The 25,021-nt window shown below is 63.2% G+C and carries 21 protein-coding genes; 11 read left to right on the top strand and 10 right to left on the bottom strand.

Annotated elements, in window-relative coordinates; genetic code table 11:
• The first annotated feature begins 133 nt into the window (after nt 1-133).
• A complete protein-coding gene (locus tag IEC33019_RS13205; RefSeq protein WP_070092361.1) occupies nt 134-1,375 on the top strand; it encodes an MFS transporter in 1,242 nt (413 codons plus the stop codon).
• Between the two features lie 22 nt (nt 1,376-1,397).
• On the opposite strand, the gene IEC33019_RS13200 is transcribed toward IEC33019_RS13205, so the two are convergent.
• On the bottom strand, nt 1,398-2,945 hold the full coding sequence (locus IEC33019_RS13200; RefSeq protein ID WP_070092362.1) for an AmpG family muropeptide MFS transporter: 1,548 nt from the start codon (nt 2,943-2,945) through the stop codon (nt 1,398-1,400).
• Nucleotides 2,946-2,988: 43 nt separating this feature from the next.
• A complete protein-coding gene (locus tag IEC33019_RS13195; RefSeq protein ID WP_070092363.1) occupies nt 2,989-3,342 on the bottom strand; it encodes an MGMT family protein in 354 nt (117 codons plus the stop codon).
• A 153-nt stretch (nt 3,343-3,495) separates the two neighbouring features.
• Between IEC33019_RS13195 and IEC33019_RS13190 the strand changes: the two genes are divergently transcribed.
• From IEC33019_RS13190 to groL, 5 genes are all read left to right on the top strand, one after another.
• A complete protein-coding gene (locus IEC33019_RS13190; protein ID WP_070092364.1) occupies nt 3,496-4,503 on the top strand; it encodes a DUF481 domain-containing protein in 1,008 nt (335 codons plus the stop codon).
• A 203-nt stretch (nt 4,504-4,706) separates the two neighbouring features.
• Nucleotides 4,707-5,438, top strand: coding sequence for a HugZ family protein (locus IEC33019_RS13185; protein WP_070092365.1), 732 nt, complete (start codon nt 4,707-4,709; stop codon nt 5,436-5,438).
• A gap of 66 nt (nt 5,439-5,504) precedes the next feature.
• Nucleotides 5,505-5,969: an FxsA family protein gene (locus IEC33019_RS13180; RefSeq protein ID WP_070092366.1), complete on the top strand. Its 465-nt coding sequence runs from the start codon at nt 5,505-5,507 to the stop codon at nt 5,967-5,969.
• A gap of 322 nt (nt 5,970-6,291) precedes the next feature.
• Complete coding sequence (locus IEC33019_RS13175; protein ID WP_009395550.1) at nt 6,292-6,585, top strand: co-chaperone GroES; 294 nt, start codon at nt 6,292-6,294, stop codon at nt 6,583-6,585.
• A gap of 50 nt (nt 6,586-6,635) precedes the next feature.
• Nucleotides 6,636-8,279, top strand: coding sequence for a chaperonin GroEL (gene groL, locus IEC33019_RS13170; RefSeq protein ID WP_070092367.1), 1,644 nt, complete (start codon nt 6,636-6,638; stop codon nt 8,277-8,279).
• Between the two features lie 154 nt (nt 8,280-8,433).
• Here groL and IEC33019_RS13165 read toward each other — a convergent pair whose 3' ends face one another.
• A complete protein-coding gene (locus IEC33019_RS13165; RefSeq protein WP_070092368.1) occupies nt 8,434-9,162 on the bottom strand; it encodes a phosphatase PAP2 family protein in 729 nt (242 codons plus the stop codon).
• A gap of 178 nt (nt 9,163-9,340) precedes the next feature.
• Between IEC33019_RS13165 and colR the strand changes: the two genes are divergently transcribed.
• The 5 genes from colR (at nt 9,341) to IEC33019_RS13140 (ending at nt 13,064) form a co-directional block, all read left to right on the top strand.
• Complete coding sequence (colR, locus tag IEC33019_RS13160) at nt 9,341-10,024, top strand: two-component system response regulator ColR (protein WP_043213544.1); 684 nt, start codon at nt 9,341-9,343, stop codon at nt 10,022-10,024.
• Complete coding sequence (locus tag IEC33019_RS13155; protein ID WP_070092369.1) at nt 10,014-11,345, top strand: sensor histidine kinase; 1,332 nt, start codon at nt 10,014-10,016, stop codon at nt 11,343-11,345. Before colR ends, IEC33019_RS13155 begins: the two co-directional genes overlap by 11 nt.
• A gap of 106 nt (nt 11,346-11,451) precedes the next feature.
• Nucleotides 11,452-12,132 carry a class I SAM-dependent methyltransferase gene (locus IEC33019_RS13150; RefSeq protein ID WP_070092370.1) on the top strand — a complete coding sequence of 227 codons (681 nt, stop codon included), beginning with the start codon at nt 11,452-11,454 and terminating at the stop codon, nt 12,130-12,132.
• Nucleotides 12,133-12,138: 6 nt separating this feature from the next.
• Entirely contained in the window at nt 12,139-12,840 is a 702-nt protein-coding gene (locus IEC33019_RS13145) for a lipopolysaccharide kinase InaA family protein (RefSeq protein ID WP_070092371.1), read from the top strand.
• Entirely contained in the window at nt 12,837-13,064 is a 228-nt protein-coding gene (locus IEC33019_RS13140) for a hypothetical protein (RefSeq protein ID WP_070092372.1), read from the top strand. The genes IEC33019_RS13145 and IEC33019_RS13140 overlap by 4 nt, the downstream gene beginning before the upstream one ends.
• 174 nt (nt 13,065-13,238) lie before the next feature.
• On the opposite strand, the gene IEC33019_RS13135 is transcribed toward IEC33019_RS13140, so the two are convergent.
• From IEC33019_RS13135 to IEC33019_RS13105, 7 genes are all read right to left on the bottom strand, one after another.
• The gene (locus IEC33019_RS13135; RefSeq protein WP_070092373.1) at nt 13,239-16,271 is read right to left on the bottom strand and encodes a multidrug efflux RND transporter permease subunit; all 3,033 of its coding nucleotides are present in this window, start codon (nt 16,269-16,271) and stop codon (nt 13,239-13,241) included.
• 13 nt (nt 16,272-16,284) lie between these two features.
• A complete protein-coding gene (locus IEC33019_RS13130; protein WP_070092374.1) occupies nt 16,285-17,436 on the bottom strand; it encodes an efflux RND transporter periplasmic adaptor subunit in 1,152 nt (383 codons plus the stop codon).
• 160 nt (nt 17,437-17,596) lie between these two features.
• Nucleotides 17,597-18,694: a DUF1513 domain-containing protein gene (locus tag IEC33019_RS13125; protein WP_070092375.1), complete on the bottom strand. Its 1,098-nt coding sequence runs from the start codon at nt 18,692-18,694 to the stop codon at nt 17,597-17,599.
• 2 nt (nt 18,695-18,696) lie between these two features.
• The gene (locus IEC33019_RS13120; protein ID WP_099593623.1) at nt 18,697-19,761 is read right to left on the bottom strand and encodes an imelysin family protein; all 1,065 of its coding nucleotides are present in this window, start codon (nt 19,759-19,761) and stop codon (nt 18,697-18,699) included.
• 17 nt (nt 19,762-19,778) lie between these two features.
• Nucleotides 19,779-21,206, bottom strand: coding sequence for a di-heme oxidoreductase family protein (locus tag IEC33019_RS13115; RefSeq protein ID WP_070092377.1), 1,428 nt, complete (start codon nt 21,204-21,206; stop codon nt 19,779-19,781).
• Between the two features lie 196 nt (nt 21,207-21,402).
• Nucleotides 21,403-22,737, bottom strand: a complete 1,335-nt coding sequence (locus IEC33019_RS13110) for an imelysin family protein (protein WP_070092378.1) — start codon at nt 22,735-22,737, stop codon at nt 21,403-21,405.
• A gap of 139 nt (nt 22,738-22,876) precedes the next feature.
• Nucleotides 22,877-24,928, bottom strand: a complete 2,052-nt coding sequence (locus IEC33019_RS13105) for a putative bifunctional diguanylate cyclase/phosphodiesterase (RefSeq protein ID WP_099593620.1) — start codon at nt 24,926-24,928, stop codon at nt 22,877-22,879.
• Nucleotides 24,929-25,021: the final 93 nt, after the last annotated feature.

Here is a 25,021-nt window from a genome sequence, read left to right as displayed (position 1 = left end):
ATTCAGCGTGCATTCGAACGGTGGAGCGAGGCTTGTCCCGCGATGCGCTCTACCCCATTACACTTGTTCACAGCCTAATCCTGTCATTTCTGGCATATAGGCTGATCCCTCCTGTTTTCAGCTGTTTTTCATCATGAAACCATTGCTGCATATCACGCCTCTGCGCGCCTTGCTGTTCGCGCTGACCCTGGCCCTGTTCGAATTGCTGACATACCTCGCCAGTGATGCGGTCATGCCTGCCATGCCCGTGGTGGTCGACGACCTCAAGGCCAGCCCCGAGTACATTCCCCACGCCCTGAACCTGTACCTGCTAGGCGGTGTGCTGTTGCAATGGCTGATCGGCCCGCTGGCCGACCGCTATGGTCGTCGCCCGCTGTTGCTGGCTGGCTGTGCGTTCTTTGGCGTGGCCTGCCTGGCCACCTACTGGGTGCACGACATCGGCCTGTTCAACCTGCTGCGCCTGTTGCAGGGCATTGGCCTGGGCTTTGTCGTCACGGTCAGCTACCCGGCCTTGAACGAGGCGTTCAGCGAAGCCGATGCGGTGCGCATGATGGCCTTGTTGGCGAATATCGCCTTGCTGTCGCCCCTGTTGGGGCCATTGGTGGGCACATTGCTGTTGCAATGGCTGGACTGGCGCTGGTTGTTCCTGGCGTTCGCCGTCGGTGCGGTGCTGACTTGGCTGTTGCTGTACCGGCTGATGCCGGAAACATTGGGCGTGGAGCGGCGTGATGGTTCTCGCCTGCCGTTCACTCCGGTTCATCTGCTGCCGTTGCTGGCTGGCTATGGTCAACTGCTGGCCAATCGCCGATTCGTGGCGGGCAGTGCGGCGCTGGGCCTGGTGGGCTTGCCGCTGATTGGCTGGATCGGCCTGTCGCCGGTACTGCTGATCAGCGACGAGGGCTTGAGCACAATGGAGTATGCGCTGTGGCAACTGCCGGTGTTCGGTGGGCTGATCCTGGGCAACCTGATCATCAACCGCATCGCTGACCGCTACCCGCTGGCCAGCCTGGTACGAGGCGCGCTGTGGCCCTACCTGGCAGGGCTGTGCCTGATGGTCGTGGCAACCTGGACTTGGCCGACGGTGACAAGCCTGGTCGCGGGGATGTCGTTGTATGCCCTGGGCCTGGGTGTGGCCAACGCGGTGCTGTACCGCATGACCCTGTTCTCCAGCGAGCAGAGCAAGGGGCTGGTGTCGGCCATGTTGGGCATGATCACCATTGCCCTGCTGGGGCTCGGTGGCGCGCTGCTGGCGCTGCTGGGGGCGGGGGCGAGCCTCGTGCACTTCGCACTGGGGGCAGGTATCGCCGGCGCGCTGGCGCTGTGGCCGTTGTGGTATGTGGTGGGTGGGCGTCGGGACGAAGGGGCCGTGGCCTAGGACCGCAAAGCGGCCCTGTATCTCACGGCCGCTCGGCCGCGGAGTCTTCCACGGGCGCCTGCTTGCCGCGGCCGGCTTCCTGATGCCAATGCAAGGCAATCAGGATCAGGGTCGGCACGCCAAGCAGGGCAGTGATCAGGAAGAAATCGTGGTAGCCGAACTTCTCCACCAGCACGCCTGAATAGCCACCGATCAGGCGTGGCAACAACAGCATGATGGAGCTCAGCAAGGCGTACTGAGTCGCCGAGAACTTCAGGTTGGTCAGGCTCGACAGATAGGCGACGAAGGCCGAGGTGGCAAGACCCGAGCTGAAGTTGTCCAGAGAGATGGTGACCACCAGCATCTCCAGGTTCGGGCCCATGTCGGCCAGCATCAGGAATAGAATGTTGGTCGCCGCCGACGCCGCACCGCCGATGAACAGGATCGGCAGGATGCCGAAACGCACGATCAACAGGCCGCCGATACCCGCGCCGACCAGGGTCATGATCAAACCGAAGATCTTGCTGACACTGGCGATCTGGTCCTTGGTGAAGCCCTGGTCGATGTAGAACACGTTGGCCATTACGCCCATCACGGTGTCCGACATGCGATAGGTGGCGATCAGGCCCAGCAGCAGCAGCGCCTGCCAGCGATAGCGCAGGATGAAGTCGTTGACCGGCGTCAGCACGGGCGCCAGGCCCCGACGGCCCAGGGACGACAAGCAGGCCCAGGTCAGCAGTACGTAAAGAATCAGACGCAGGAAGGCACGGTCCTCGAGCAGCAGGTCGAGTATCGTTGCGTCGCCGGAGATCACCGTGGACCATCCCGTGTTGAACATCTGGGTGAAGCTCGCCGGTACCGATACCAGCAGGATGATCAGCACGAACACCGAGGCCAGTTGGTGCACAAGTCCATAGCGCGCCGCCGACAGTTGGGTGCGCATGGGCACCGGTGGTTCGCGCATCACCAGCGTGGTGAACACGGCCGGCAGCATCAACACACCGAACAGCACGTAAGTGCCGGTCCAGGCCTGGTGCAGGTAGCTAAAGCCGGTGGAGCCGAACCATTCGGCGAAGAACAGGGCGCCGGCGGTGGCGAGCAGGGCGGCGACCCGGTAACCGGCCATGTAGCTGGCGGCGAGGGCGGCCTGACGCTGGTCGTCGGCGATTTCCAGGCGGTAGGCGTCGACGGCGATGTCCTGCGTGGCCGAGGCGAACGCCACCAGCACGGCCAGGGCAATCAGCCAGGAAAGGTGTTTTTGCGGGTCGCACAGGCCCATGCCGATCAGACCGATCACCACCAGCATCTGCGACAGCAGCAACCAGGAGCGGCGACGGCCCAGGGCGCCGAGCACCGGCAGGCGCCATTGGTCGAGCAAGGGCGACCAGACCCATTTGAACGCGTAGGCCAGGCCGATCAGGCTGGCGTAGCCGATGGTTTCGCGGGCAACGCCAGCCTCACGGAGCCAGACCGACAATGTCGAGAACACCAGCATGTAGGGCAGGCCGGCGGCGAAACCGAGCAACAAGAGCACCAAGGTCGACGGGCTGGCATAGGCAGCGAGCGCAGCGCGCCAGGTTTTACGGGGCATGGGCCAACATCTGCCTCAAGTTTGCGAAAACAAAACGCGCACTCTAACCGCTGTGCTCCATTGGACGCCAGCCGTGACGCGACATATCGACGCGATTGTTCCTGACTGTAACGCCTTCTGCACGCAATCGTGCGCGCTGTTCGTCTCCTGACGGTGTACCCAGCGCCAGGCTCAGGCGACCGCCCGCACCGAGCACCCGATGCCAGGGCAGACGGGTATCGGGAGGCAGTTGCCCTAGGGTGCGGCCCACCCAGCGTGCCGCGCGGCCCAGGCCCGCCAGCTCGGCCAACTGACCGTAACTGACCACCTTGCCGGGCGGAATTTCGCCGAGCACCGAATACAGCGCCATTCGTCGGGCCTGGGCATCGTCGGGGGGCGCGTGCGAGGGGCCAGGCATCAGAGGCGCCCTGGCCTGTAGATGAAAGCGGACCAACGGTCGGGGCAAATGAGAGTGGAACTCAACGGCATGGTCTGGGTCTGTCCTTGCTCTGGTCGTGGCGATCTGGATAATGCCCGGCTTTTTTCGTCAAATCGAACCTGTAGTCCGCTTATGTATTCTAGAACCTTGCTTTTCATCCTTGCTGTTTTCTCCTGCGTGCCCGCGTTCGCCGACACGGTATGGATGAAAAACGGCGACAGGCTCAGTGGCACGATCAAGGTCTTCGATGGTGGCAAGCTGTTGTTGCAAACCACCTATGGCGGTGCCATCGCCTTGGACTGGAAGCAAGTGCAGACCCTGGAGAGTGATCAGGAACTGCTGGTCAAACAGGACGCCTATACCGGTGAAAAGGCCAAGTCGCTCAAGGCCGCCGAGCCCGGCAAGGTCACCCTGGCCAATGGCGATGCGCCCAAGACGGTGGACCTGGCCAGCATCGAGCAGATCATGAAGCCCCAACCGCTGGTCGAGGACTTCCTGTGGAAGGGCAATGTGGACCTGGCCATGGACTACAAGCGCGCCGAGAACGATACCGACGACTACGACATCAGCTTCAAGACCACGGCCCGCCATGGGCGCTGGCGGCACAACGCCGAAGGCGAATACAACCGTGAGACCAAGGACGATGTCACTACCACCAACAATTGGAGCGCCGAATACGCACTGGACCGCTTCATCACCGACAAGTGGTTCTGGCAGGGGCGTGTGGAGTACAAGCGTGACCATGTCGAGGACCTGGCTCGCCAGCGCACCGTCGGTACTGGGCCGGGCTATCAGTTCTGGGACGACGAGCTGGGCGCCTTCTCCCTGGGTACGCTGATCAACCGCACCGATTTCGAATACCGCGACGGCGGCAAGGACAACTTCTATTCCGCCGCCGTGAAGTGGGACTACAACCGCTACCTCATTGGCAAGAGCGTCGAGCTGTTTACCAGCGGCGAAGTGGGCAAGCCGTTTGGTGGGGTGGCGAACTATGCACTGGATGCCGAAGCGGGCCTGCGCTACAAGGTCACCGAATGGGCCTCGCTCAACCTCAAGGCGGAAAAAGACATCATCAGCGGCACGCGTGACAGCGATCTGGACAAGACCCGCTACACCGCAGGCTTTGGCGTGACCTGGTAGGTATCGGGCCTCTCTGACAGGGGCGATTGCTGTCGGCGCGGCCTTGCGTCGCGATGGGCTGCAAAGCGGCCCCGGCGGCTCAAGGATGCCAGCGCTTCAACGTTGGATGGCCCGCAGCGTCCGCGCTGTTCTGCTGATGTGGCACGCGACGGGGATAATGCTTATCTTGTCAGCCAACCCGTCCTCCACCAGGAGCGCCCCTTGTGAGTAACAACGCCCTGCGCCCCGCCCGCGAACTCCTGCTCAAGGAATACCGCGGCGTGCTTTCGACCCATTCCAAGTCCATGCCCGGCTATCCATTCGGCTCCGTGGTGCCGTACTGCCTGGACGCCGAGGGGCGTCCGCTGATCCTCATCAGTCGCATCGCCCAGCACACCCACAACCTGCAGAAAGATGCCAAGTGCTCCCTGCTGGTGGGCGAGCGGGATGCCGAGGATGTCCAGGCTGTAGGGCGCCTGACGGTAATGGCCGAGGCGCGCAAGCTCAGCGACGAAGCTGCCATCGAGAGGGCAGCCGAACGCTACTACCGTTACTTCCCCGAGGCGGCCAACTACCACAAGGCCCACGATTTTGACTTTTGGGTGCTGGAACCGGTACGCCACCGCTATATCGGCGGGTTCGGCGCGATCCACTGGCTCGACCAGGTCACCTTGGCCAACCCCTTCGCCGGCAAGGCCGAGGCGAGCATGATCGAGCACATGAACAGCGACCATGCCAATGCCATCGCGCATTACGTCGCGCTGACCGACCTGCCGCGCACCGCGCCTGCCGAGATGGTCGGTATCGACAGCGAGGGCATGCACCTGCGCATCGGTCAGGGTATCCACTGGTTGGCGTTCCCCCATGTTTGCAACACGCCGATACAGGTTCGCGAAGCCTTGGTCTTGCTGGCCCGCGCCGACCAATGGCCGGCCGCGACGAAGGTCGAGGGTTGAAATGCCGAGTGCACGCATCCATCTGATGGTCGTAATGGAAGGTTTTCTTCCGCCGAGGATCCTTTGATGCGTGCTTTTCTACTGCTGTTTCTGATTTTCCCGGTGCTGGAGCTGTTCGTCTTCGTCAAGGTCAGCGCCGCCATCGGTTTCTTCCCGGCGTTGCTGCTGATCATCGCCGGTTCTGCCTTGGGCGTGCTGGTGATGCGAGTGGCTGGGCTGGCCACAGCCCTGCGTGCCCGTGAGAGCCTGCAACGCGGCGAGCTGCCCGCCGAGGACATGTTCCAAGGCATGATGCTGGCGCTGGGTGGTGGTCTGTTGTTGCTGCCCGGCTTCATCAGCGACGTGCTGGGCCTGCTGTGCCTGTTGCCGTTCACCCGTCACCTCGCCGCACGCAAGATGCGCCAGCGCGCAGAGGCCCAGGCCATGCGCCAGCGGGCCTTCCAGGACGACCCGTTCCAGGCCCGACCAAACCAGGACGCCGGCCATCGCCCCAACGTGATCGAGGGCGAGTACGAGCGACACGACAAGTAAGTTTCAGGGGCCGCTTCGCGCCCCTTTCATAACACGAGGCCGCGTCTACGGAAGCCTGTATGGCCCTGTAGACGCGGCCTCTTGTCGTTAAGGGGCTGCGAAGCGGCCCCGGCATTTTCAATCCGATGAAAAATTTTCGCGGGCAAGCCTTGTAATTGATTTTGCCGACCACATGTATGGGTCACCGCAAGGTTTCTGGTGGCGACACCAGACATATATACGGGGCTCGTCCCGTGCGAACCCTGACCGGCAACGCCGGACCGTATCAACCCGCCGGTATCGACACCGGCCGATGAAAACCACAATTTGGGAGAGATCGACAATGAAGCTTCGTCCTCTGCATGACCGCGTCGTCATCCGTCGCAGCGAAGAAGAATCGAAAACCGCTGGCGGTATCGTCCTGCCGGGTTCGGCCGCTGAAAAACCAAACCGCGGCGAAGTCGTCGCCGTCGGCACCGGTCGCATCCTGGACAACGGCGAAGTTCGTGCCCTGGCCGTCAAAGTGGGTGACAAAGTGGTCTTCGGCCCTTACTCGGGCAGCAACACCGTCAAAGTCGACGGCGAAGACCTGCTGGTGATGAGCGAGAACGAAATCCTCGCTGTCGTCGAAGGCTGATTCTCCTCCCGGTTTCCAGAAGCATTCTAGAATTCAAGGATTAAACGATCATGGCTGCTAAAGACGTAAAATTCGGCGATTCCGCCCGTAAGAAAATGCTGGTTGGCGTCAACGTTCTGGCTGACGCGGTAAAAGCGACCCTGGGCCCGAAAGGCCGTAACGTTGTCCTGGCCAAGAGCTTCGGCGCTCCGACCATCACCAAGGACGGCGTTTCCGTCGCCAAGGAAATCGAGCTGAAGGACGCCTTCGAGAACATGGGCGCCCAGCTGGTCAAGGAAGTCGCTTCCAAGGCCAACGATGCAGCCGGTGACGGCACCACCACCGCTACCGTTCTGGCTCAGGCCATCGTCAACGAAGGCCTGAAGGCCGTTGCCGCTGGCATGAACCCGATGGACCTCAAGCGCGGCATCGACAAGGCCACCGCGGCCATCGTCGCCGAGCTCAAGAGCCTGTCCAAGCCTTGCGCCGATTCCAAGGCCATCGCCCAGGTAGGTACCATCTCCGCCAACTCCGACACCTCCATCGGTGAAATCATCGCCGAAGCCATGGAAAAAGTCGGCAAAGAAGGCGTCATCACCGTCGAAGAAGGCTCGGGCCTGGAAAACGAACTGTCCGTCGTAGAGGGCATGCAGTTCGACCGCGGCTACCTGTCGCCGTACTTCATCAACAAGCCGGACACCATGGTTGCCGAGCTGGAAGGCCCGCTGCTGCTGCTGGTCGACAAGAAGATCTCCAACATCCGCGAACTGCTGCCAGTGCTGGAAGCCGTTGCCAAAGCCGGCCGTCCGCTGCTGATCGTTGCTGAAGACGTCGAAGGCGAAGCCCTGGCTACCCTGGTCGTCAACAACATGCGCGGCATCGTCAAGGTCGCTGCTGTCAAGGCACCTGGCTTCGGCGACCGCCGCAAGGCCATGCTGCAGGACATCGCCACCCTGACCGGCGGCCAGGTCATCTCCGAAGAAATCGGTCTGACCCTGGAAACCACCACCCTGGAGCACCTGGGTAACGCCAAGCGCGTCATCCTGTCCAAGGAAAACACCACCATCATCGACGGCGCTGGCTCCGATGCCGACATCGAAGCACGCGTCAAGCAGATCCGTGCCCAGATCGAAGAAACCTCTTCGGACTACGACCGTGAGAAGCTGCAAGAGCGTCTGGCCAAACTGGCTGGCGGTGTTGCCGTGATCAAGGTCGGTGCTGGCACCGAAGTCGAGATGAAAGAGAAGAAAGCCCGCGTTGAAGACGCCCTGCACGCTACTCGCGCAGCCGTCGAAGAAGGCGTTGTACCTGGCGGTGGTGTTGCCCTGGTTCGCGCTCTGCAGGCTGTTGCCGACCTCAAAGGTGACAACGAAGACCAGAACGTCGGTATCGCCCTGCTGCGTCGCTCGGTCGAAGCGCCGCTGCGCCAGATCACTGCCAACGCCGGCGACGAGCCAAGCGTTGTCGCTGACAAGGTCAAGCAAGGTTCGGGCAACTACGGCTACAACGCCGCTACCGGCGAATACGGCGACATGATCGAGATGGGTATCCTGGACCCAGCCAAGGTTACCCGTTCGGCTCTGCAAGCCGCAGCTTCGATCGGTGGTCTGATGATCACCACCGAAGCCATGGTTGCCGACCTGCCGGAAGACAAGCCAGCTGCAGGCGGCATGCCTGACATGGGTGGCATGGGTGGCATGGGCGGCATGATGTAAGCCAGCCTTACCCGTTGCATGAAAAAGCCCCGCCTAGTGCGGGGCTTTTTCTTGGGCGTGTGTTTTGCAATCGTGGTACAGCTTTTCGCGGGTAAACCCGATCGATGCGGCATCTGGCGATAGCCCGCGATGGGGCGCCAAGCGCCCCTTTTGTTCAGGCAATGCTGCGCTGAGGCACCGCCTCCACAGCGACGCCTCGGCGATACAACACCAGGTAATAGCAGCCCAGTCCGATCAACCAGCAGAACACCGCCGTCCACAGATTGTGTGACAGGAAGTGCGCCCCTTGCAGCATACGCCCGATGGATAACACGGTTCCGGTCACGAAGGCCACGGTGAACGCTGCGCGGGCCAGGCGTGGTCGGCGATCACGCAGCATGAAGAACAGCGCGAACAGGCTGAAGCCCGTCGCCGCATGGCCGCCTGGCCAGCAGCGACCAGGTTTGTCCGTTTGCGGACGATGTTCCAGCAGTTTGCTATAGGTTTCCTTGCCGCCGAACTGGGTCAGGCTCCATGGGCACTGCACTTCGGTGACCGCCTTGAGCGGCGTGACGAACGAGGTGGAGAGCGCCAGCGAGAGGACCAGGCAACCCAGTTCGCGACGCCAGCCGAACAGGCGTGACCAGAAGAAGCTGGCGATGAAGGCAACGATGGACAGCAAGCCCAGGACGATCACGATCTGCTTGACCCGGTCATGCAGGATGTTTTCCAGAAGGTAGCTGTGACGGCCGATGAACTGCCCGGCTACCGGGTCGAAAGCCAGGTTGGCCACGTCCAGGTCCACGGAAGTCCACTCACTCAGGAGCAAGGCCAGCACGGTGACAAAGGGGATGCCCAGGTACAGCCAGAGGTTGATCGGGCGGGGACGGGTGGGTACTTGCATGACGGCTCCAGGGACGATAAATGCCGGGCATTGTCGGCTTGCCGCTATCCTGGGATCGTGAAGGATCAGTGAAAATTACGTCAGCAACGGCTAAATGCCGCCAAGGCTGGCGCGGCGCGGGCGATGGCCTTAAGCTGCGCCTGCCGCGCAGAGCGAAAGCGTCGTACAGGAGAAACCGATGCGCATTCTACTGGTTGAAGACAACCGCGATATCCTCGCCAACCTGGCCGACTACCTGGGGATGAAAGGCTATACCGTCGACTGCGCCCAGGATGGCCTGTCCGGGCTGCACCTGGCGGCGACCGAGCATTACGACTTGATTGTCCTCGATATCATGCTGCCGGGGATCGACGGCTACACGCTGTGCAAGCGCCTGCGCGAGGACGCCCGGCGTGATACCCCGGTGATCATGCTCACTGCCCGCGACCAGCTCGACGACCGCCTGCAGGGCTTTCGCTCCGGCGCCGATGACTACCTGCTCAAGCCCTTCGCCCTGTCGGAGCTGGCGGCGCGTATCGAGGCGGTGCTGCGCCGCTCCCAGGGCGGTGGCCGGCGCACACTGCAGGTCGCCGATCTGAGCTACGACCTCGACACCTTGGAAGTCACCCGCCAAGGTCGTCTGCTTAAACTCAACCCGGTCGGCCTCAAACTGCTGGCGGTGCTGATGCAAAAAAGCCCGCACGTGCTACGGCGCGAGGTGCTGGAAGAGGCCCTCTGGGGGGACGACTGCCCCGACAGCGACAGCCTGCGCAGCCATGTCCATCAATTGCGCCAAGTGATAGACAAGCCGTTCGAAAAACCTTTGCTGCATACCGTCCATGGCGTCGGCTATCGCCTCGCCGAGGGCCGTGATGGAGTTTAAGCAAAGCCTTGCCCAGCGCATCATCATCGCCTTCGCGTTGATGAGCGCCCTGGTCGCCGGAGCTTTCGCCTTCGGTATCGTCGCCACGGTCCACCTGGTCGAGGAGCGGCTGATTTCCGCCGTGCTCGGCGGCGACCTGCAGCGTCTGCTGCGCATGGACAGTATCAGCGATTGGAGTCACCGACCTCGTCCCGACCAGTTGTTCTATTTCAGCGGTGGACGTGACGATTTCGAATTGCCCAAGGACCTGCGGCACCTAACGCCGGGCTTCCATGAGGTGTTCCGCGACCAGCTTTCCTACCACGCGATGGTCGAGATCGTCGACGGGCGGCGCTATGTGCTGTTGCAGGACCAGAGCGATTTCGAAGAGCGTGAGCGGGTGCTGTTCGCGGTCGTGGTGGTGGGCTTCGTGCTCAGCCTGGTATTGGCGGTGACCCTGGGCTGGCTGCTGGCCAGGCGTGTGATGGCCCCGGTGATCCGGCTGGCCCGGCAGGTCCGCCACCGGGACCAACTGCTGGGTCTGGCTCCCCCCCTGGCGCCGGATTATGCGGCGGACGAGGTTGGCCAGTTGGCCGTGGCCTTCGACGATACACTGGGCCGTCTGCGGGATGCCCTGACTCGGGAGCGGTTGTTCACCAGCGATGTCAGTCATGAGCTGCGCACACCGCTGATGGTGCTGGCCACCTCCTGCGAATTGTTGATCGAAAACCCCAACCTGGACAGCCGCTCACGCAGTCAGGTGGAACGCATCGCACGCGCGACCGAGGAGATGCGGGAACTGGTCAAGACCTTCCTGATGCTCGCCCGTGCCCAGCGTGACGAGGGAGCGGTCGCCTCGCAAGCGACCTTGAGCGAGGTGGCCGACGACTTGGTGGGGGTATGGCGCGATACCATCGAGCAGAAGGGCCTGACCCTTTATTACGATGGCCGGATCAGCGCGAGCCCGGTGCTGTACAACGCGACCTTCCTGCAATCGGTGATGGGCAACCTCTTGCGCAATGCCGCCCACTACACCGACAGCGGTTATATCCGCCTTAGCTTGGAGCCGACCGGCTTTAGTGTCGAGGACAGCGGCGTGGGCATTCCCGAGGAGCAGCGCGAAGCGATGTTCCGCCCCTTCGTGCGGGGCGACGAACGCCGGGGCGAAGGCCTGGGCCTGGGCTTGTCGCTCGTGCAACGGATCTGCGACGACCAGGGCTGGCGCGTCACCCTGACGGCAACCTTGCCCCATGGCTGTCGCTTCCAGGTGGATCTGAGCAAGGGCAAGGTGATAGCGGCGGCAGATAGCGAGGCGGGTGGCCAGACCCCACTGTTGGGGTGATATCTGAAATATCCTGTTGCAGGCATGACATATTTTTCACATTGGCATGACCTGATTCCAACGGTTCGCTCCCTAGAGTGGGCGCAATTGAATCAGGAGATACCCGATGCGGAGCCCGATCAAACTCCCATTTTCCGAGAAGTACGACCGTCAGCATGCCCAGGAGTACTTCCTCAAACACCAGGATGGTCTGGCGCGCCGCCTCTCCCACCACCGTGACGAACAACTGGCCCGCCGCGCCCTGGCGCTGGCGGGTGAGCCTGGCCTGGTGCTCGATCTGCCATGCGGTGCCGGGCGTTTCTGGCCGTTGCTGGCGGAAAAACCCAACCGGGTGATCATCGGCGCCGACAACTCCGCAGACATGATCGAGACCGCCTGCACCTCCCAGCCGCCCGAGGTGGTTGCCCGGGTGCGCCCCCTGCAGACCTCCGCGTTCGCTATCGACTTGCCGGACAACGCCGTGGACAGCATTTTCTGCATGCGCCTGTTCCACCACATCGGCGATCCTGCCCACCGCAAGACGATCCTCTCGGAGTTTCATCGGGTCAGCCGCGACAGTGTGATCCTGTCTTTGTGGGTGGACGGCAACTTCAAGGCCTGGCGACGCAAGAAACTCGAGCAGCGGCGCAATGCAAAGGCTGCGCAGGGCAGCTATCAAAATCGCTTTGTGTTGCCTGTCGATACCATCGAGAATGAGTTTGTTACAGCCGGTTTCAGAATTCAGGACCGTCTGGATTTCCTGCCGTTCTATGCAATGTGGCGGGTATACGTATTACGCAAGGGGTAGGTGTTCATGGCAGTGGCCGGCAATGCAGTGTCCGATTTCGAGTTCTACTGGCAGCAGCAGGGTGAGTGGGTTGAAGAGCCCAACCAGCGGCGCGGCGGTGAGAGTGGTGTGCAGCGCCTGAACGACGCGAAGGGAAGGGTTCTGTATGCCAAGCGCCAGGTCGGACATATCTATCGCAGCCTGCGCCATCCGTTCGGCCGCCCGACGGTACTGCGTGAACTGGACGCCCTGAACAGTTTCGAGCAGCTCGGCGTGCGCGTGCCGCGTCTGGTTTTCGCCGGCGCCGAGCGCGGTGCCGACCAACAGTGGCGAGCCCTGCTGGTGAGCGAGGCGCTCGACGGGTTCGTCGACCTGGACACCTGGCATGCCGAAGGTGCCCGCGAGCGTTATCCGCAAGTGCTGCATGAGCGCATGCTCAAGGAGCTGGCCGACAACCTGGCGCGCATGCACCTGGGCCATTGGCAGCACGGTTGCCTGTATGGCAAGCATGTGTTCGTGAAGGTCATCGGCGAGGGTGAGCGGGCCCGGGCCGAAGTCGCGCTGCTGGACCTGGAAAAGTGCCGTCGGCGTATCAGTTGTCAGCGTGCGGCCGTCAGGGACCTGCATCAGCTACGGCGCCATTCGTCATTCAACGACGCAGAGTGGCAGAGTCTGCTCTACTTTTACCAGATGGCGTTTGGCAGCGCTGTCAAAGGGTTAGAGCAATGAAACTAGAAATCGCTCGAGCTTTGTTTCTGATCGGGGCTCTGGCAGTGACCACTGTTGCGGTGGCGGCCTGGGAAGAGCCTAGACCGGCCGTGTTCAGCAAGGCCGAGGTCGGTGGCCTGTGCGCGGTGCCTCACGAAGTGAAGCAGCAGAACACGGTCCAGCCGGATCATGACCTGCTGTTGTTCTTGTTCGGTATGCGCCAAGGGCTGCGACCGTTCGGTTGATCGAGCGCGTGATGGACAAACGCCAGGGGCCCAATGAAGGGCCCCTGGCGTTTTTTATTGCCCGCCGATTCTGTGTTGACCGCTTCGCGGGTAAACCGGATCAGGTGGGTCAGCGCCGAGCCGGAGAACGACTCAAATCTTGTGGGGTTTACCCGCGAAGAGGGCAGCGCTGCCTCAAGCCCTCACCGCGCTCCTGTGCGCCAACAGCGTGTAGATGCTGGGCAACACGAACAGGGTGAACAGGGTGCCGATCGACATGCCGGTGGCGATCACCATGCCGATGTCGAACCGGCTGACCGCACCGGCACCGGTCGCCAGGATCAGCGGCACCATGCCGAACACCATGGCCGCCGTGGTCATCAGCACTGGGCGCAGGCGTATGGCTGCGGCCACTTCAATGGCCTCACGCGCATCCACGCCCATGCGCTCGCGCAACTGGTTGGCGAACTCAACGATCAGGATACCGTGCTTGCTGATCAGGCCGATCAGCGTCACCAGCCCCACCTGGGTGTAGATATTCATGCTTGAAACCCCGAGGAACAGTGGCAGCAATGCCCCGCAAATGGAGAGGGGCACCGTGACCAGGATCACCAGCGGATCCCTGAAACTCTCGAACTGCGCCGCCAGCACCAGGAAGATGATCGCCAGCGCTAGGCCAAAGGTGACCCACAGCGCGCTGCCTTCCTGGACGAACTGCCGTGCGGTACCGGCATAGTCGAACGAGAAGCCTTCCGGTGCCTCCTCCTGGGCGATCGCCTGCACGGTCTGCAGCGCCTCGCCGACGCTGACCAGTGGAAAGCCCTGGATGATCGCCGAGTTGAGCTGCTGGAACTGATTGAGCTGTCGGGGTCGGGCGCGGTCGCTGACGGTGATCAGGGTCGACAGGGGCAGCAGTTGGTTCTGGTCGTTCTTCACATAGTAATTGCTGAGCCAGCCGGCGTTGTCCCGGTAGGGCCGCTCGACCTGGGCGATGACTTTGTAGCTGCGTCCTTCGAGGGTGAATCGGTTGATTTCCCCCTCGCCCAGCAGTGTGGCCAGGGTACCGCCCAGATCATCCATGGACACGCCCATCTGCGCCGCCTTGGCCCGGTCGATGTCCACCACCACCTCGGGCTTGTCGAAGGCCAGGTCGATGTCGAGGAAGGCGAACTTGCCCGACGCCTGGGCGCGCGCCTTGATCCGCTGGGCCACGTCCAGCAGGGCGGGGTAATCACCGGCGGTGTTGATCACGAACTGGAACGGCAGGCCTTCACCCGTGCCAGGCAGCGACGGCAGGTTGAAACCGAAGATCTGCAGGCCGCCGATCTGCTCGAGCTTGGCCTGCACCAGCGGCAACAGCTCCATCTGGGTGCGCTCGCGTTCGTTCCAAGGCTTGAGCAGGAAGCCTCCGATGCCGCTCTGCACGCCGTTGAAGCCGTTGATCTGGAACGATGAGTAGTACTCGGGGAACGTCTTGAACAACGGCGTGAACTCATCGGTGTAGGCGTTGAGGTAATCCAGGTTGGCGGTCTGGGGCGCGTTGCTCATCATGAAGATCACCCCCTGATCCTCATCCGGGGCCAGTTCGTTGTGGGTGAACATCAGGAGTACGGGAATCAGGCACAGGACGATCACGGCGAACACCAGCACCACCGGCCGGCTGTTCAGGGTGGCGTGCAGCAGGCGCTGGTAACGGACCTTGAGACCGTCGAACAGCACGTCCAGGCGATGGGCCAGGCCGCTGGGGTTCTCTTCGTGGCGCAGCAGTAGGGCGCACATCATCGGCGACAGGGTCAGGGCGACGATGCCGGAGATGACCACCGCGCCGGCCAGGGTCAAGGCGAACTCCTTGAACAGCGCACCGGTCAGGCCCGTGAGAAAACCGATGGGGGCATAGACCGCCGCCAGGGTGATGGTCATCGACACCACCGGCATGGCGATCTCCCGGGCGCCTTCCAGCGCGGCCTCGAAGGGCGTCTTGCCTTCTTCCATGTGCCGGTGGATGTTCTCCACCACGACAATGGCATCATCCACCACCAGGCCGATGGCGAGCACCATCGCCAGCAAGGTCAGCAGGTTCAGCGAATAGCCCATCATCTGCATGAAGAACAGCACGCCGATCATCGACAGTGGAATGGTCACCACCGGGATGAGCACCGAGCGCAGGGCGCCGAGGAACAGGAACACCACGACGATGACGATCAGCACGGCCTCGCCGAGGGTCTTGATCACCTCGTCGATGGAGGCCTGGATGAACAAGGTGGCGTCATAGGCGATGGATACCTTGAGGTTCGAGGGCAGCTCCGCTTCCAGCGTCGGCATGATCCGGCGCACTTCCTTGATCACTTCCAGCGGGTTGGCGGCGGGCGTGGCCTTGATGCCGATGTACACCGAGGGCGTGCCGTCGAAGGAGCTGACCGTGTCGTAGTTCTCCGCGCCCATTTCCACTCGGGCTACATCGCCTAGCAGCACGCGCCTGTCGCCAACGGTCTTGAGCGGCAGCTTGGCGAATGCCTCGGCGGATTTGAGCTCGGTGGTGGCGTTGATGCTGGTGACCACGTATTCGCCTTTCACCTCGCCGGCGGCGGAGAGAAAGTTGTAGCGACGCACCGCGTTGGTCACATCGGTGGCCGCAAGGCCAAAGCCCGCCAGCTTCACGGGGTCCAGCCAGATGCGCATGGCGAACACCTGGTTGCCGAGGATCTCCGCCTCGGCCATACCTGGCAAGGTGGCCAGCTTGGGCTGGATCACCCGCGAGAGGTAGTCGGTGATCTGCGGGTTGCTCATTTGCTGGCTGTAGAAGCTGATGTACATCAGTGCCGAGGCGTCGGCGGCCTCCTTGCTCAGTACCGGGTCCTCGGCGTCCTGGGGCAGCTTGTTACGCACCTCGTTGGCCTTGGCCAGCAGTTGGGTGAACAGGCGGTCGGTGTCGGCACCGATGCGCGCGTAGATGGAGATCACCGAGAAGTTCTGGCGGCTCACCGAGGTCATGTAGTCGATGCCCTCGGCGCTGGCCAGGCTCTGTTGCAGGGGCTGGGTGATGTAGCCCTGGATGGTTTCGGCGTTGGCCCCGGGGTAGGCGGTGGTCACCGTGATCAGGGCGTTTTCCATCTGCGGATATTGGCGGATCTGCAGCTTGCTCCAGGCCTGGAAACCCAGCAGCAGGATCAACAGGCTGACCACGCTGGCCAGGACGGGGCGGCGGATGAACGGGTCGGTGAACGCCATGCCAGCCTCCTGATCAGTCGGCGCCGGGGGCGCGCTGGCCGTCCAGCTGGAGGGCTTTGTCGGCGCTGATGCGGATGGCCGCGCCAGGGGTGAGCTTGAGCTGGCCGGCGGTCACCACCTGTTCGCCGGCCTTGAGGCCTTCGCCCACCACCACCACGCCATCTCGACGTTCGCCGGTCTTGACCGTGCGCTGTTCAGCGACCCATTGCGGCTGGCCGTCGGCAGTCTTTTCCACCTGGCCGCTCTTGTCTTTTTTCTCGGCCACCACGTACACCGAGTTGCCATAGAGCGTGTAGGTGATGGCGCTTTCCGGGACCACCACCTGGGGATGAGGGTCGGGCAGCAGCACCAGCAGGCTTGCGAACATGCCTGGCAGCAATTTGCCGTCGGGATTGGCCAGGGTGGCGCGTAGCAGCAGGTTGCGGGTGCTTTCCTCGACCTTGGGGTTGATGGCGCTCAGGCTGGCAGGGAAGGTCTGACCCGGGTAGGCCGCCACTTGCACCAGCACCTGCTGGCCGAGGCTCAACTGCGGCAGGGCCTGCTCGGGCACGTTGAAGTCGACGTAGAGGCTGGAGAGGTCCTGCAGGGTGGCGATCACCGTGCCGCTGGCCAGGTAATCGCCCACGTCCACTTGGCGGATGCCGATGGTGCCGCTGAAGGGGGCGCTGATGCTTTTCTTGGCCAGGGAGGCCTTGAGCTGGTCGACCACGGCCTGGTTGCGCCGGTACTGGGCGGTGAGGCGATCGAACTCGCCGCGGGAGATCGCCGAATCGCCGACCAACTGGCTGCCTCGGCCGAAGTCCACCTTGGCCAGGCCCAGGTCAGCCTGTGCGGTGCCCAGCAGCGCAGTCTCCTGGTCATGGTCCAGTTGCAGCAGAAGCTGGCCAGCCTTGACCTTCTGGCCCGACTCGAAGTGCAGCGACTTGACCGTGCCGGCCACTTCCAGGCTCAGCTCCACGCCCTGGAACGCCTTGAGGCTGCCGACCGCCGGCAGGCGCTCCTGCCACTGGCGTTGTTCAGCCACCGCCGCAGCGACGCTGACCGGTGGTTTCGGTGCGGAGAACATCTGGATCTGCCTGTAGATCGAGAACGCCTTGATGCCACCCAGGGTCAGTACGATCAGCAGGACCACGGCCAACATGATCAGCATGCGGCGGCGCAGCATAGTCCGGTTCCTTGGAGAGTGTTGTTCGTATGGCACGACAACGGGCGATCCTGCCCACGTGCGGATGAAGGAAGTATTGCCTGTTTTCAGATGATGAGGAAAGGGCGAATAGACTTGGTGGTCAGTTAAGTTCAGCGGGGCTACAAAGCAGCCCCGCGGTTCAGGCCAGGTGCAGGTGGTTGTCCCAGAACCCGGACGGCAGGTTCATCGGCTGGCCGACCAGCTCGGCCTTGCGGCAATCATAGAACCGGCAACGCCCTTGGCCGGAGGTAACCACGAAGCCGTCCTTCACCGCGCCCACGCCCGCGCAGTCCGGCATCGGTGCGTCGAGCCTGACCGCGCCGCTGTCCAGGTCCCAGATGAACAGGCGGTTGGCCCGCGGTGCGGTCAGTGCCACCAGGCGCAGCTCGCTGTGGATGGCGACGCTGGCGGTGTACTGGGCCATCGACTGCAGCTGTCGCTCAGGCACGGGGAAGGCCTTGAATGGCTCGCCCGGACGCTTGATCGCCAGCAGCTCGGCGGTCTCGTGGGCATCCCCCATGAACTGCTGGCAGGCGGCGATGGTGCCGTCGCTGCCGATGGCCAGGTGGCGCACGCTGTTCATCTGCTGGGCGAGGGTTTCCTTGCTCAGCAGGGTGCCGTCGCGGCGCATCAGCACCAGGCTGGGCTCCATGGCATCGAGGTTCATTTCCACGCGGCTCTCGGCCTCGGTGCGGATACCGCCGTTGGCCACCACCAGGGTTTCGCCGTCCGGCAGCCAGGACACCTGATGCGGACCGATGCCGTGAGTAGGGATTTCGCCGCTATGGACCAAGCGATCGCCCTCGAAGCGGTAGACGCCCAGCACGCCACGCCCGGGGTCGGTGGTGTCGTTCTCGGTGGCGTACAGCCACTCGCCGCCCTTGTGAATCACCGCATGGCCGTAGAAGTGCCGGTCCGCTTGTGAGGTGAGCGTCTGCAGCAGGCGCCCGTCACGCAGGTCGATCAGGTAGCTTTCGGTACCTGGGCGACGAGCCACGAACAGGGCGATGGGGCGCTCGGGGTGGTTGATGATGTCATGGCAACGCTGGGCCACCTGGGTGGCGAACACCTGGGTGCCGTCCAGGCGGTAGCCGACGGCATAGTGCCTGCCGTCGCCATCGTCGCGCGCCGAGAGCAGCAGGGGTTCGCTGCCGTTGTTGCGAAACAGGCTCCAGCCGCCCAGGGTGAGGGCGCTGAGCACGATGCTACCGAGTTTGAGGGCCTGGCGTCGCAGCATGATCAGTCACCGTCGTTGGCGTTGAAGCCCAGCTGGATGTTCAACGCCTTGGCCAGGTCGCCCTCGTGCAGGCGATGGACGGCATTGAGGCTGTCGTAGATCTGGTCGAGGGTCTGCTTGCCGGCGTCGTCGGCCAGCAGTTCGCCCAACGGCTTGTGGTTGGCCTCCAGCAGCTTGAGCGAGCTGGCGTAGGCGTCGTCGATCTTCTGCGCCAGGGCAGCCTGGTCCTTGCCCAGCAGAGCGCGCAGGCCCTGGTTGTCGACCCCCACCCAGACTGCCTGGGCGGCCTTGAGGCTGGCTTCCAGGCTCTTGAGCGAGGACTGGCTGCGCCAGGCTTCGGCCTGCAGGGGCTGGGCGATGCCCTTGCTCTGGCGGCCCATCGGGGCGCCGAGTTTCTTCTTCAGGGTGTCCAGGGCGGTGACCTGGGCACGCAGCAAATCGGCGATCGCCTCATGGGAGTCGGCGTAGCGCTGGTTGGGGAACTTGGTCATCTGCGAAAGCATGCCATCGGTGCTGTTCCAGCCTTTGAGGATCTCCTCGGCCAGGGCCTTCTGGTGCTCGCCGATGGCCACCAGCAGCGGGCAGTAGCGTGCCTTCTGCTCGGGCGTGGCGACGTCCGGCTTGCTGTCGAACAGGATGTACTCGTAAGCGGACAGGCCACGGACCACGACGCTGGCCTTGCCCAGTGTCTCGGCGTCGATCGGCTTGTCGGCGGAGACCAACTGCTCGACCTGACGGCCGACCAGGTTCTTCTTGTCTGGCCAGAACTGCACCTGCCAGGCGCGGTTGCCCTCGGCCAGCGGGCCCACCAGCAGCGGTTGCAGCTCGGCCCAGGCTTTTTGCGCGTTGAGGAAGTCGGTGCGGGCGGTGTCGAGGGACGCCTTGCCTTCGCAGTAGGCCAGGGCGCTGGCGGCGAGCTGGCGGTCGGCTTCGACCCAACGGCTGTACGTCGGCAGGATCACCTGCTTGGCGATGGCGGCGGAGGTCACGGCCTGCGGGTCTTGGGGCGAACAAGCACCGAGGGCGAGTGCGGCGAGGCTGGTGAACAACAGTTTGGGTCGGAACATGCCCGGCTCCTTGCGCGTTAAAGTGAGTTCAAAAAGGCCAGCAGCGCGGTGCGTTGCTTGGCATTGAAGGTCAGTACATGGTTGCGCGCCGCCTCGGCTTCGCCACCGTGCCAGAGCACGGCTTCGAGCAGGTTGCGGGCGCGACCGTCATGCAGGAACTGGGTGTGGCCGCTGACCGTTTCGGTCAGGCCGATACCCCACAGGGGCGGGGTACGCCAGTCCTGTCCGGAGGCTTTGAATTCGCTGCGGTTGTCGGCCAGGTCCGGGCCCATGTCGTGCAGCAGCAGGTCGCTGTACGGACGGATCACCTGGTTGGCCAGTTCGGGTTCATGGGTATCGGGCCCAGTGGTGAACTGCGGGGTGTGGCAGCCCTGGCAACCGGCCTGGAAGAACAGATTCTTGCCGGCCAGTACCTGGGGCGCGCCGACATCGCGGCGTGCCGGTACGCCCAGGTTGCGGGTGTAAAAGGTGACCAGGCGCAGGATGTTGTCGCTGACTTCCTTCTCACCGTCTGCGCCGTCGCCGTTGGGCGCGGCCAGGCAATCGAGCTGGGCGGGGGTACAGTCATCGACCGGTTGCAAGGTGCTGGTCAGGCCCATGTCGCCGGCAAAGGCATGGACGTTCTGCTGGTTCACGTTGGGCTGCCCGGCCTTCCAGCCGAAGCGGCCGAGTACGGTCTTGTTCGTGGCCTGGTCCCAGACCTGGTTGGCGCGCCCGCGGATGCCATCGCCATTGCGGTCGCCCGGATCGGCGTTGGCCAGGATCGCGGCCTCGGGAATCGCCTCGAGCAGCCCCAGGCCGATCATCGGCGGCGCCACCCGGGCGGAGAAACGAGTCTCGGGGTGCATCGGCCCATAGCCGAGCTGAGTGATCTGCAGTGCCGGACGACGCAGCTCGACCGTATGGCCGTCCTTGAACGTGACACTGTGGGTGGTGTAGTCCACCCGAACCTTGCCCTCCGGTGCTACGCCGGGGACGGCCATGTCCTGCAGTTGCGTGCCATACACCGGCTCCGGGACCACGCCCAGGCGTTCGATCTCCTTGGCGTATTGCGGCTGATCGGGAATCGACAGGCGCACCAGCATCGAGACCGCGTTGCTGGCGTCGGGTTCGGGTGGGTGGCCGCGTCCATCGCGCACATGGCAGTTTTGGCAGGCGTTGGTGTTGAACAACGGGCCAAGGCCATCGCGGGCGGTGGTGGTGGAGGGGGCGATCACCCAGGGGTTGCGGAAGAAGCTGTTGCCGACGCTGAAGTCCAGACGCCGCTCCGGCGAGAGGTTGGCTGACGGCAGGGAAAACGCGTTGCGGTCGCTGCGCTGCACGGTGGCCTTCCCTGCGGACAAGGCTTCGCCGGGCTCGGCCTGGGTGAAACGCGGGGCGTCATCACAGGCGGCCAGGGCGGCGACCAGCAGCAGGAGGGAGAGTCGGAGCAGCGACGCGGGCATCGAGGATCCTGGGTGAGTGCTAAAAAGCCGGCGTGCAAGCTTAGCAGGGTGACGGAATTTGAATAAGAGCAATTTGCAATTGCCTTGATGAAATCGATGTCAGGTTTTCGTTGGCTTGGGCCTGCGGCATTGGATTTTTTGCGGCCATGAAAAAGGCGGCCCGCAGGCCGCCTCTGTCGAACCACTGCACTACGGATCAGAACTCGTGATCGGCGGTGTCCGGGTTCAGGTTGGCGATGCCCAGTTTGCCGGCGGCCTGCTCGATCGCGCTGGTCTGCTTGACCAGGGAGGCGATGGCGTCGCGCACGATCTGGTTGCCGGCAGCGTTGTCGGCAGCGATCAGCTGGTCGTAGTGCTCGCCCTTGAGCGCGTGATCGACCATGACCTGGATCTTCGCCTCGGTGGCTTCCAGGTCCGCCTTGAGCGTGGCGTCGGTGGCCGGATCGACCTTGGCTACCAGCTCCGACAGGCTCGGGCCGGTCAGCTTGGAGCCGTCGGCGCGGGTGTACTCGCCCAGGTAGACGTTGCGGATGCCCTTGGCGTCGTAGAAGTGCGAGTAGTGGGTGTTGTCGCTGAAGCAGTCTTGTTCGTCTTCTGGCGAGTTGGCTTCCAGGGAGACCTTCATGCGCTCACCGGCCAGTTCGCCCAGCGACAGGCTGCCCATGCCGAACAGCATCTTGCGCAGGCCATCGGCCACAGGCTCGGCCTCCAGTTTGGCGCGGTAGTTGTCGCTGACGTTCGGCGCCCAGTTGGCGACCATTTCTTCCAGGTCCTGGACCAGCAGTTGGGTCACGGCCTTCAGGTAGGCACGACGGCGCTCGTTGTGGCCGCCGGTGGCACCTTGGCCTTCCAGGTAGTCCGAAGCCGGGCGGTTGCCGGCGCCTGGGCCGGTTCCGTTGAGGTCCTGGCCCCAGAGCAGGAATTCGATGGCGTGGTAGCCCGTGGCGACGTTGGCTTCGGAGCCGCCCAGCTCGTTCAGGCTGGCCAGTTTCTCAGGGGTGATGTCCTTGACGTCGACCTTCTCTTCGCCGACCTGTACCTCGGTATTGGCGATGATGTTGGCGCTGGCTGCCGGGTTACCCAAGGCGTGCTCGTAGCTCTTGTCGACGTAGTCGATCAGGCCTTCGTCCAGGGGCCATGCGTTCACCTGGCCTTCCCAGTCGTCGATGATGGTGTTGCCGAAGCGGAACACTTCGCTCTGCAGGTACGGCACGCGGGCAGCGGCCCAGGCTTCTTTCGCGGCCTTCAGGGTCTGGTCGTTGGGCTTGGCCAGGAACGCGTCGATGGCAGTCTGCAGGGTCTTGGCGGTGCTCAGCGAGTCGCTGTAGACGGCATGGACCATCTCGGCGTAGTGCTTGACCACGGCCTTGCCGGCCGCTTCGTCGACAGCCCCGGGCGCTGCGGTGGTGCTGGCCGCAGCCGGCGCTTGGGCTTGCGGCGCGGCAGCCTTGTCATCCTTGCTCTCACCGCAACCGGCGAGGGCGATGGCGATGGCCAGCAGACTGGCGGAGGCCAGAGGCATTCGAATCATTGTGGGTATCCTGCGTCGTGTGGTTGGACAGTGTGGCTGCGAAACCGCAACATAATGCGAAAGATTTGCATTTTGTGTAAAGGGGCATGTGCGCGAATGATGCGCAAGGGTCGCTTTCGCAATTGTGTGGTGGCGGGTATCAGAACGCTGTGACTTGGTTGCGCTGCGCGTGTTTGAGGAACGCCGTCAGTTCGCGAGCCGACAGCGGCTTGCTGTAGTGATAACCCTGCCCCTCATGGCAGCCTTGGGCGATGATGTAGGCTTCCTGCTCGGCGGTTTCCACGCCTTCGGCGATCACCTGCATGCCCAGGCTCTTGCCCAGCTGGATAACAGCCCGGACGATGGTGGCGTCGTCATCGTCGTCCAGCAGGTCCTGGACGAAGCTCTTGTCGATCTTGATCTTGTCCAGCGGCAACGACTTCAGATAACTGAGCGAGGAGTAGCCGGTACCGAAGTCATCGATGGCGATCAGCGCCCCGGAGCGACGAAGGCTCAGCAAGTGCTGGGCGGCGGTGCTGATGTCTTCCATCAGGCCGGTCTCGGTCACCTCCAGCTCCAGGCTGCGTGGTGGCAGGCGGTAGATCTGCAACAGATTGTTGACCACCCGTGGCAATTCACTGTGGTGCAACTGCACGGTGGACAGGTTGACGGCCATGCGCAGGTCGCTGAAGCCCAGGTCGTGCCATTCGCGCAGTTGGCGGCAGGCCTGGTCGAGCACCCACTCGCCAATGCCGATGATGCTGCCGTTCTGCTCGGCCAGGGGGATGAACTGATCGGGCGGCACCATGCCCAGTTCCGGGTGCTGCCAGCGCAGCAGGGCCTCGACGCCGACCACGCGATGATCGCGGTAGCTGATTTGGGGTTGGTACACCAGGTACAGCTGGTTGCGCGGCAGGGCTTCGCGCAGGTCTTTTTCCAGCTCGCGGCGCCGGCGCATCTCGCTGTCGACGCTCGCGATATAAAACTGGTAGCGGTTGCGGGAGCGGGCCTTGGCCAAGGTCATGGTCTGCTCGGCTTTTTGCAGCAGTTTTTCGGTGCTGTCGCCATCTTCGGGGAACAAAGTGATGCCGATGGTGGCGCGCAGGCGGATGTTCTGGTGATCCAGTGGGAAGGGCATTTCCAGGTCGTCGAGGATGCTCTGGGCAAGCTCGGCGGCCTCGTAGGGCTGTTCGATGTCGGCTTGGACCAGGGCGAACTGGTCGCCACCGAGCCGCGCCAGGGCGCCCAGGCGGCCGCTGTGGGCGCGCAGGCGATCAGCCAGGGCCAGCAGCAGTTGGTCGCCGACCTGGTAGCTGAATTGCTCGTTGATGCCCTTGAAGTCATCCAGCCCCACGCACAGCACCGCGACCCGGCGCTGCAGGCGGCCGCCATCGACGAGGATCTTGTCCAGTTGCTGTTGCAACTGCTGGCGGTTGGGCAGTCCGGTGAGGAAGTCGTACTGGGCCATGCGTTGCAGGCTGTTTTCGGCTTCGTGACGCAGGTGGGTGTTGCGTTCGATGGAGGCCAGCAACTGGTTGGCGGTGTTGACCCAAAGCCCCAGCTCGTTCTTCTCGTGGCCCTTGAGCAGCGGGATCTCGTGCTGGCTGGGACGGTCGGGATTGATCTGGGTGAGGTGCTCGATGAGCTTGGACAACGGTTTGGTCAGCAGCCAGTGATAGACCAGATACAACACCAGGCCCATGGCCAGCGCACGCAGTACGCCAGAGACGAAGATGATCACCGCGTTGATCAGAAAGCCTTCGCCATAGGTGGCGGTGTCCAGGGTGATGCTCAGGTCACCGTAGTATTCGCTGTAGGGGCCCCGGCCGACCAGCTGGGTGGTGAAGGTGCGTTCCTGGCCGAGGATCAGGTCGGTGAGCCAGCGCGCAGGCATGTCCTGTAGCGGCCGGGACTTTTCCGCGAGCATGGTCTCGTTGGGGTGGCCGATGGAAGCCGCGCGCACGGAAGCATCCTGGAACAGGCCTTCCATGACCTGCATGCCCATCTCCCGGTCAAGGCTGTAGACCGCCTGGGTAGACGGGTCGCGGAACATGTCGAGGATGCGTTGGGCATCGTGGTTGACGGACTGACGGGTCTTGTAGGCGTCATAGACGATCTGCGCACAGCTGAGGACGACGCCGACAGCCAGCGCCGAGAGCAGCACGACCCTGAGCAACTTGACCGACAAGCTGTTCCGAAATTCCAGCTTCAATGGGGTTTCCTTAATCCATGCGCGCGCCATTATTTTGCCATTACCCTTGGCAATACACTATCGACTGATTGTCGCGGCAGGTGAAGGCCGTCA

This window comes from Pseudomonas putida (genome assembly GCF_002741075.1).
GTDB classification, from domain to species: Bacteria; Pseudomonadota; Gammaproteobacteria; order Pseudomonadales; family Pseudomonadaceae; genus Aquipseudomonas; species Aquipseudomonas putida_T.
This window is presented reverse-complemented; position numbering and strand designations above follow the sequence as displayed.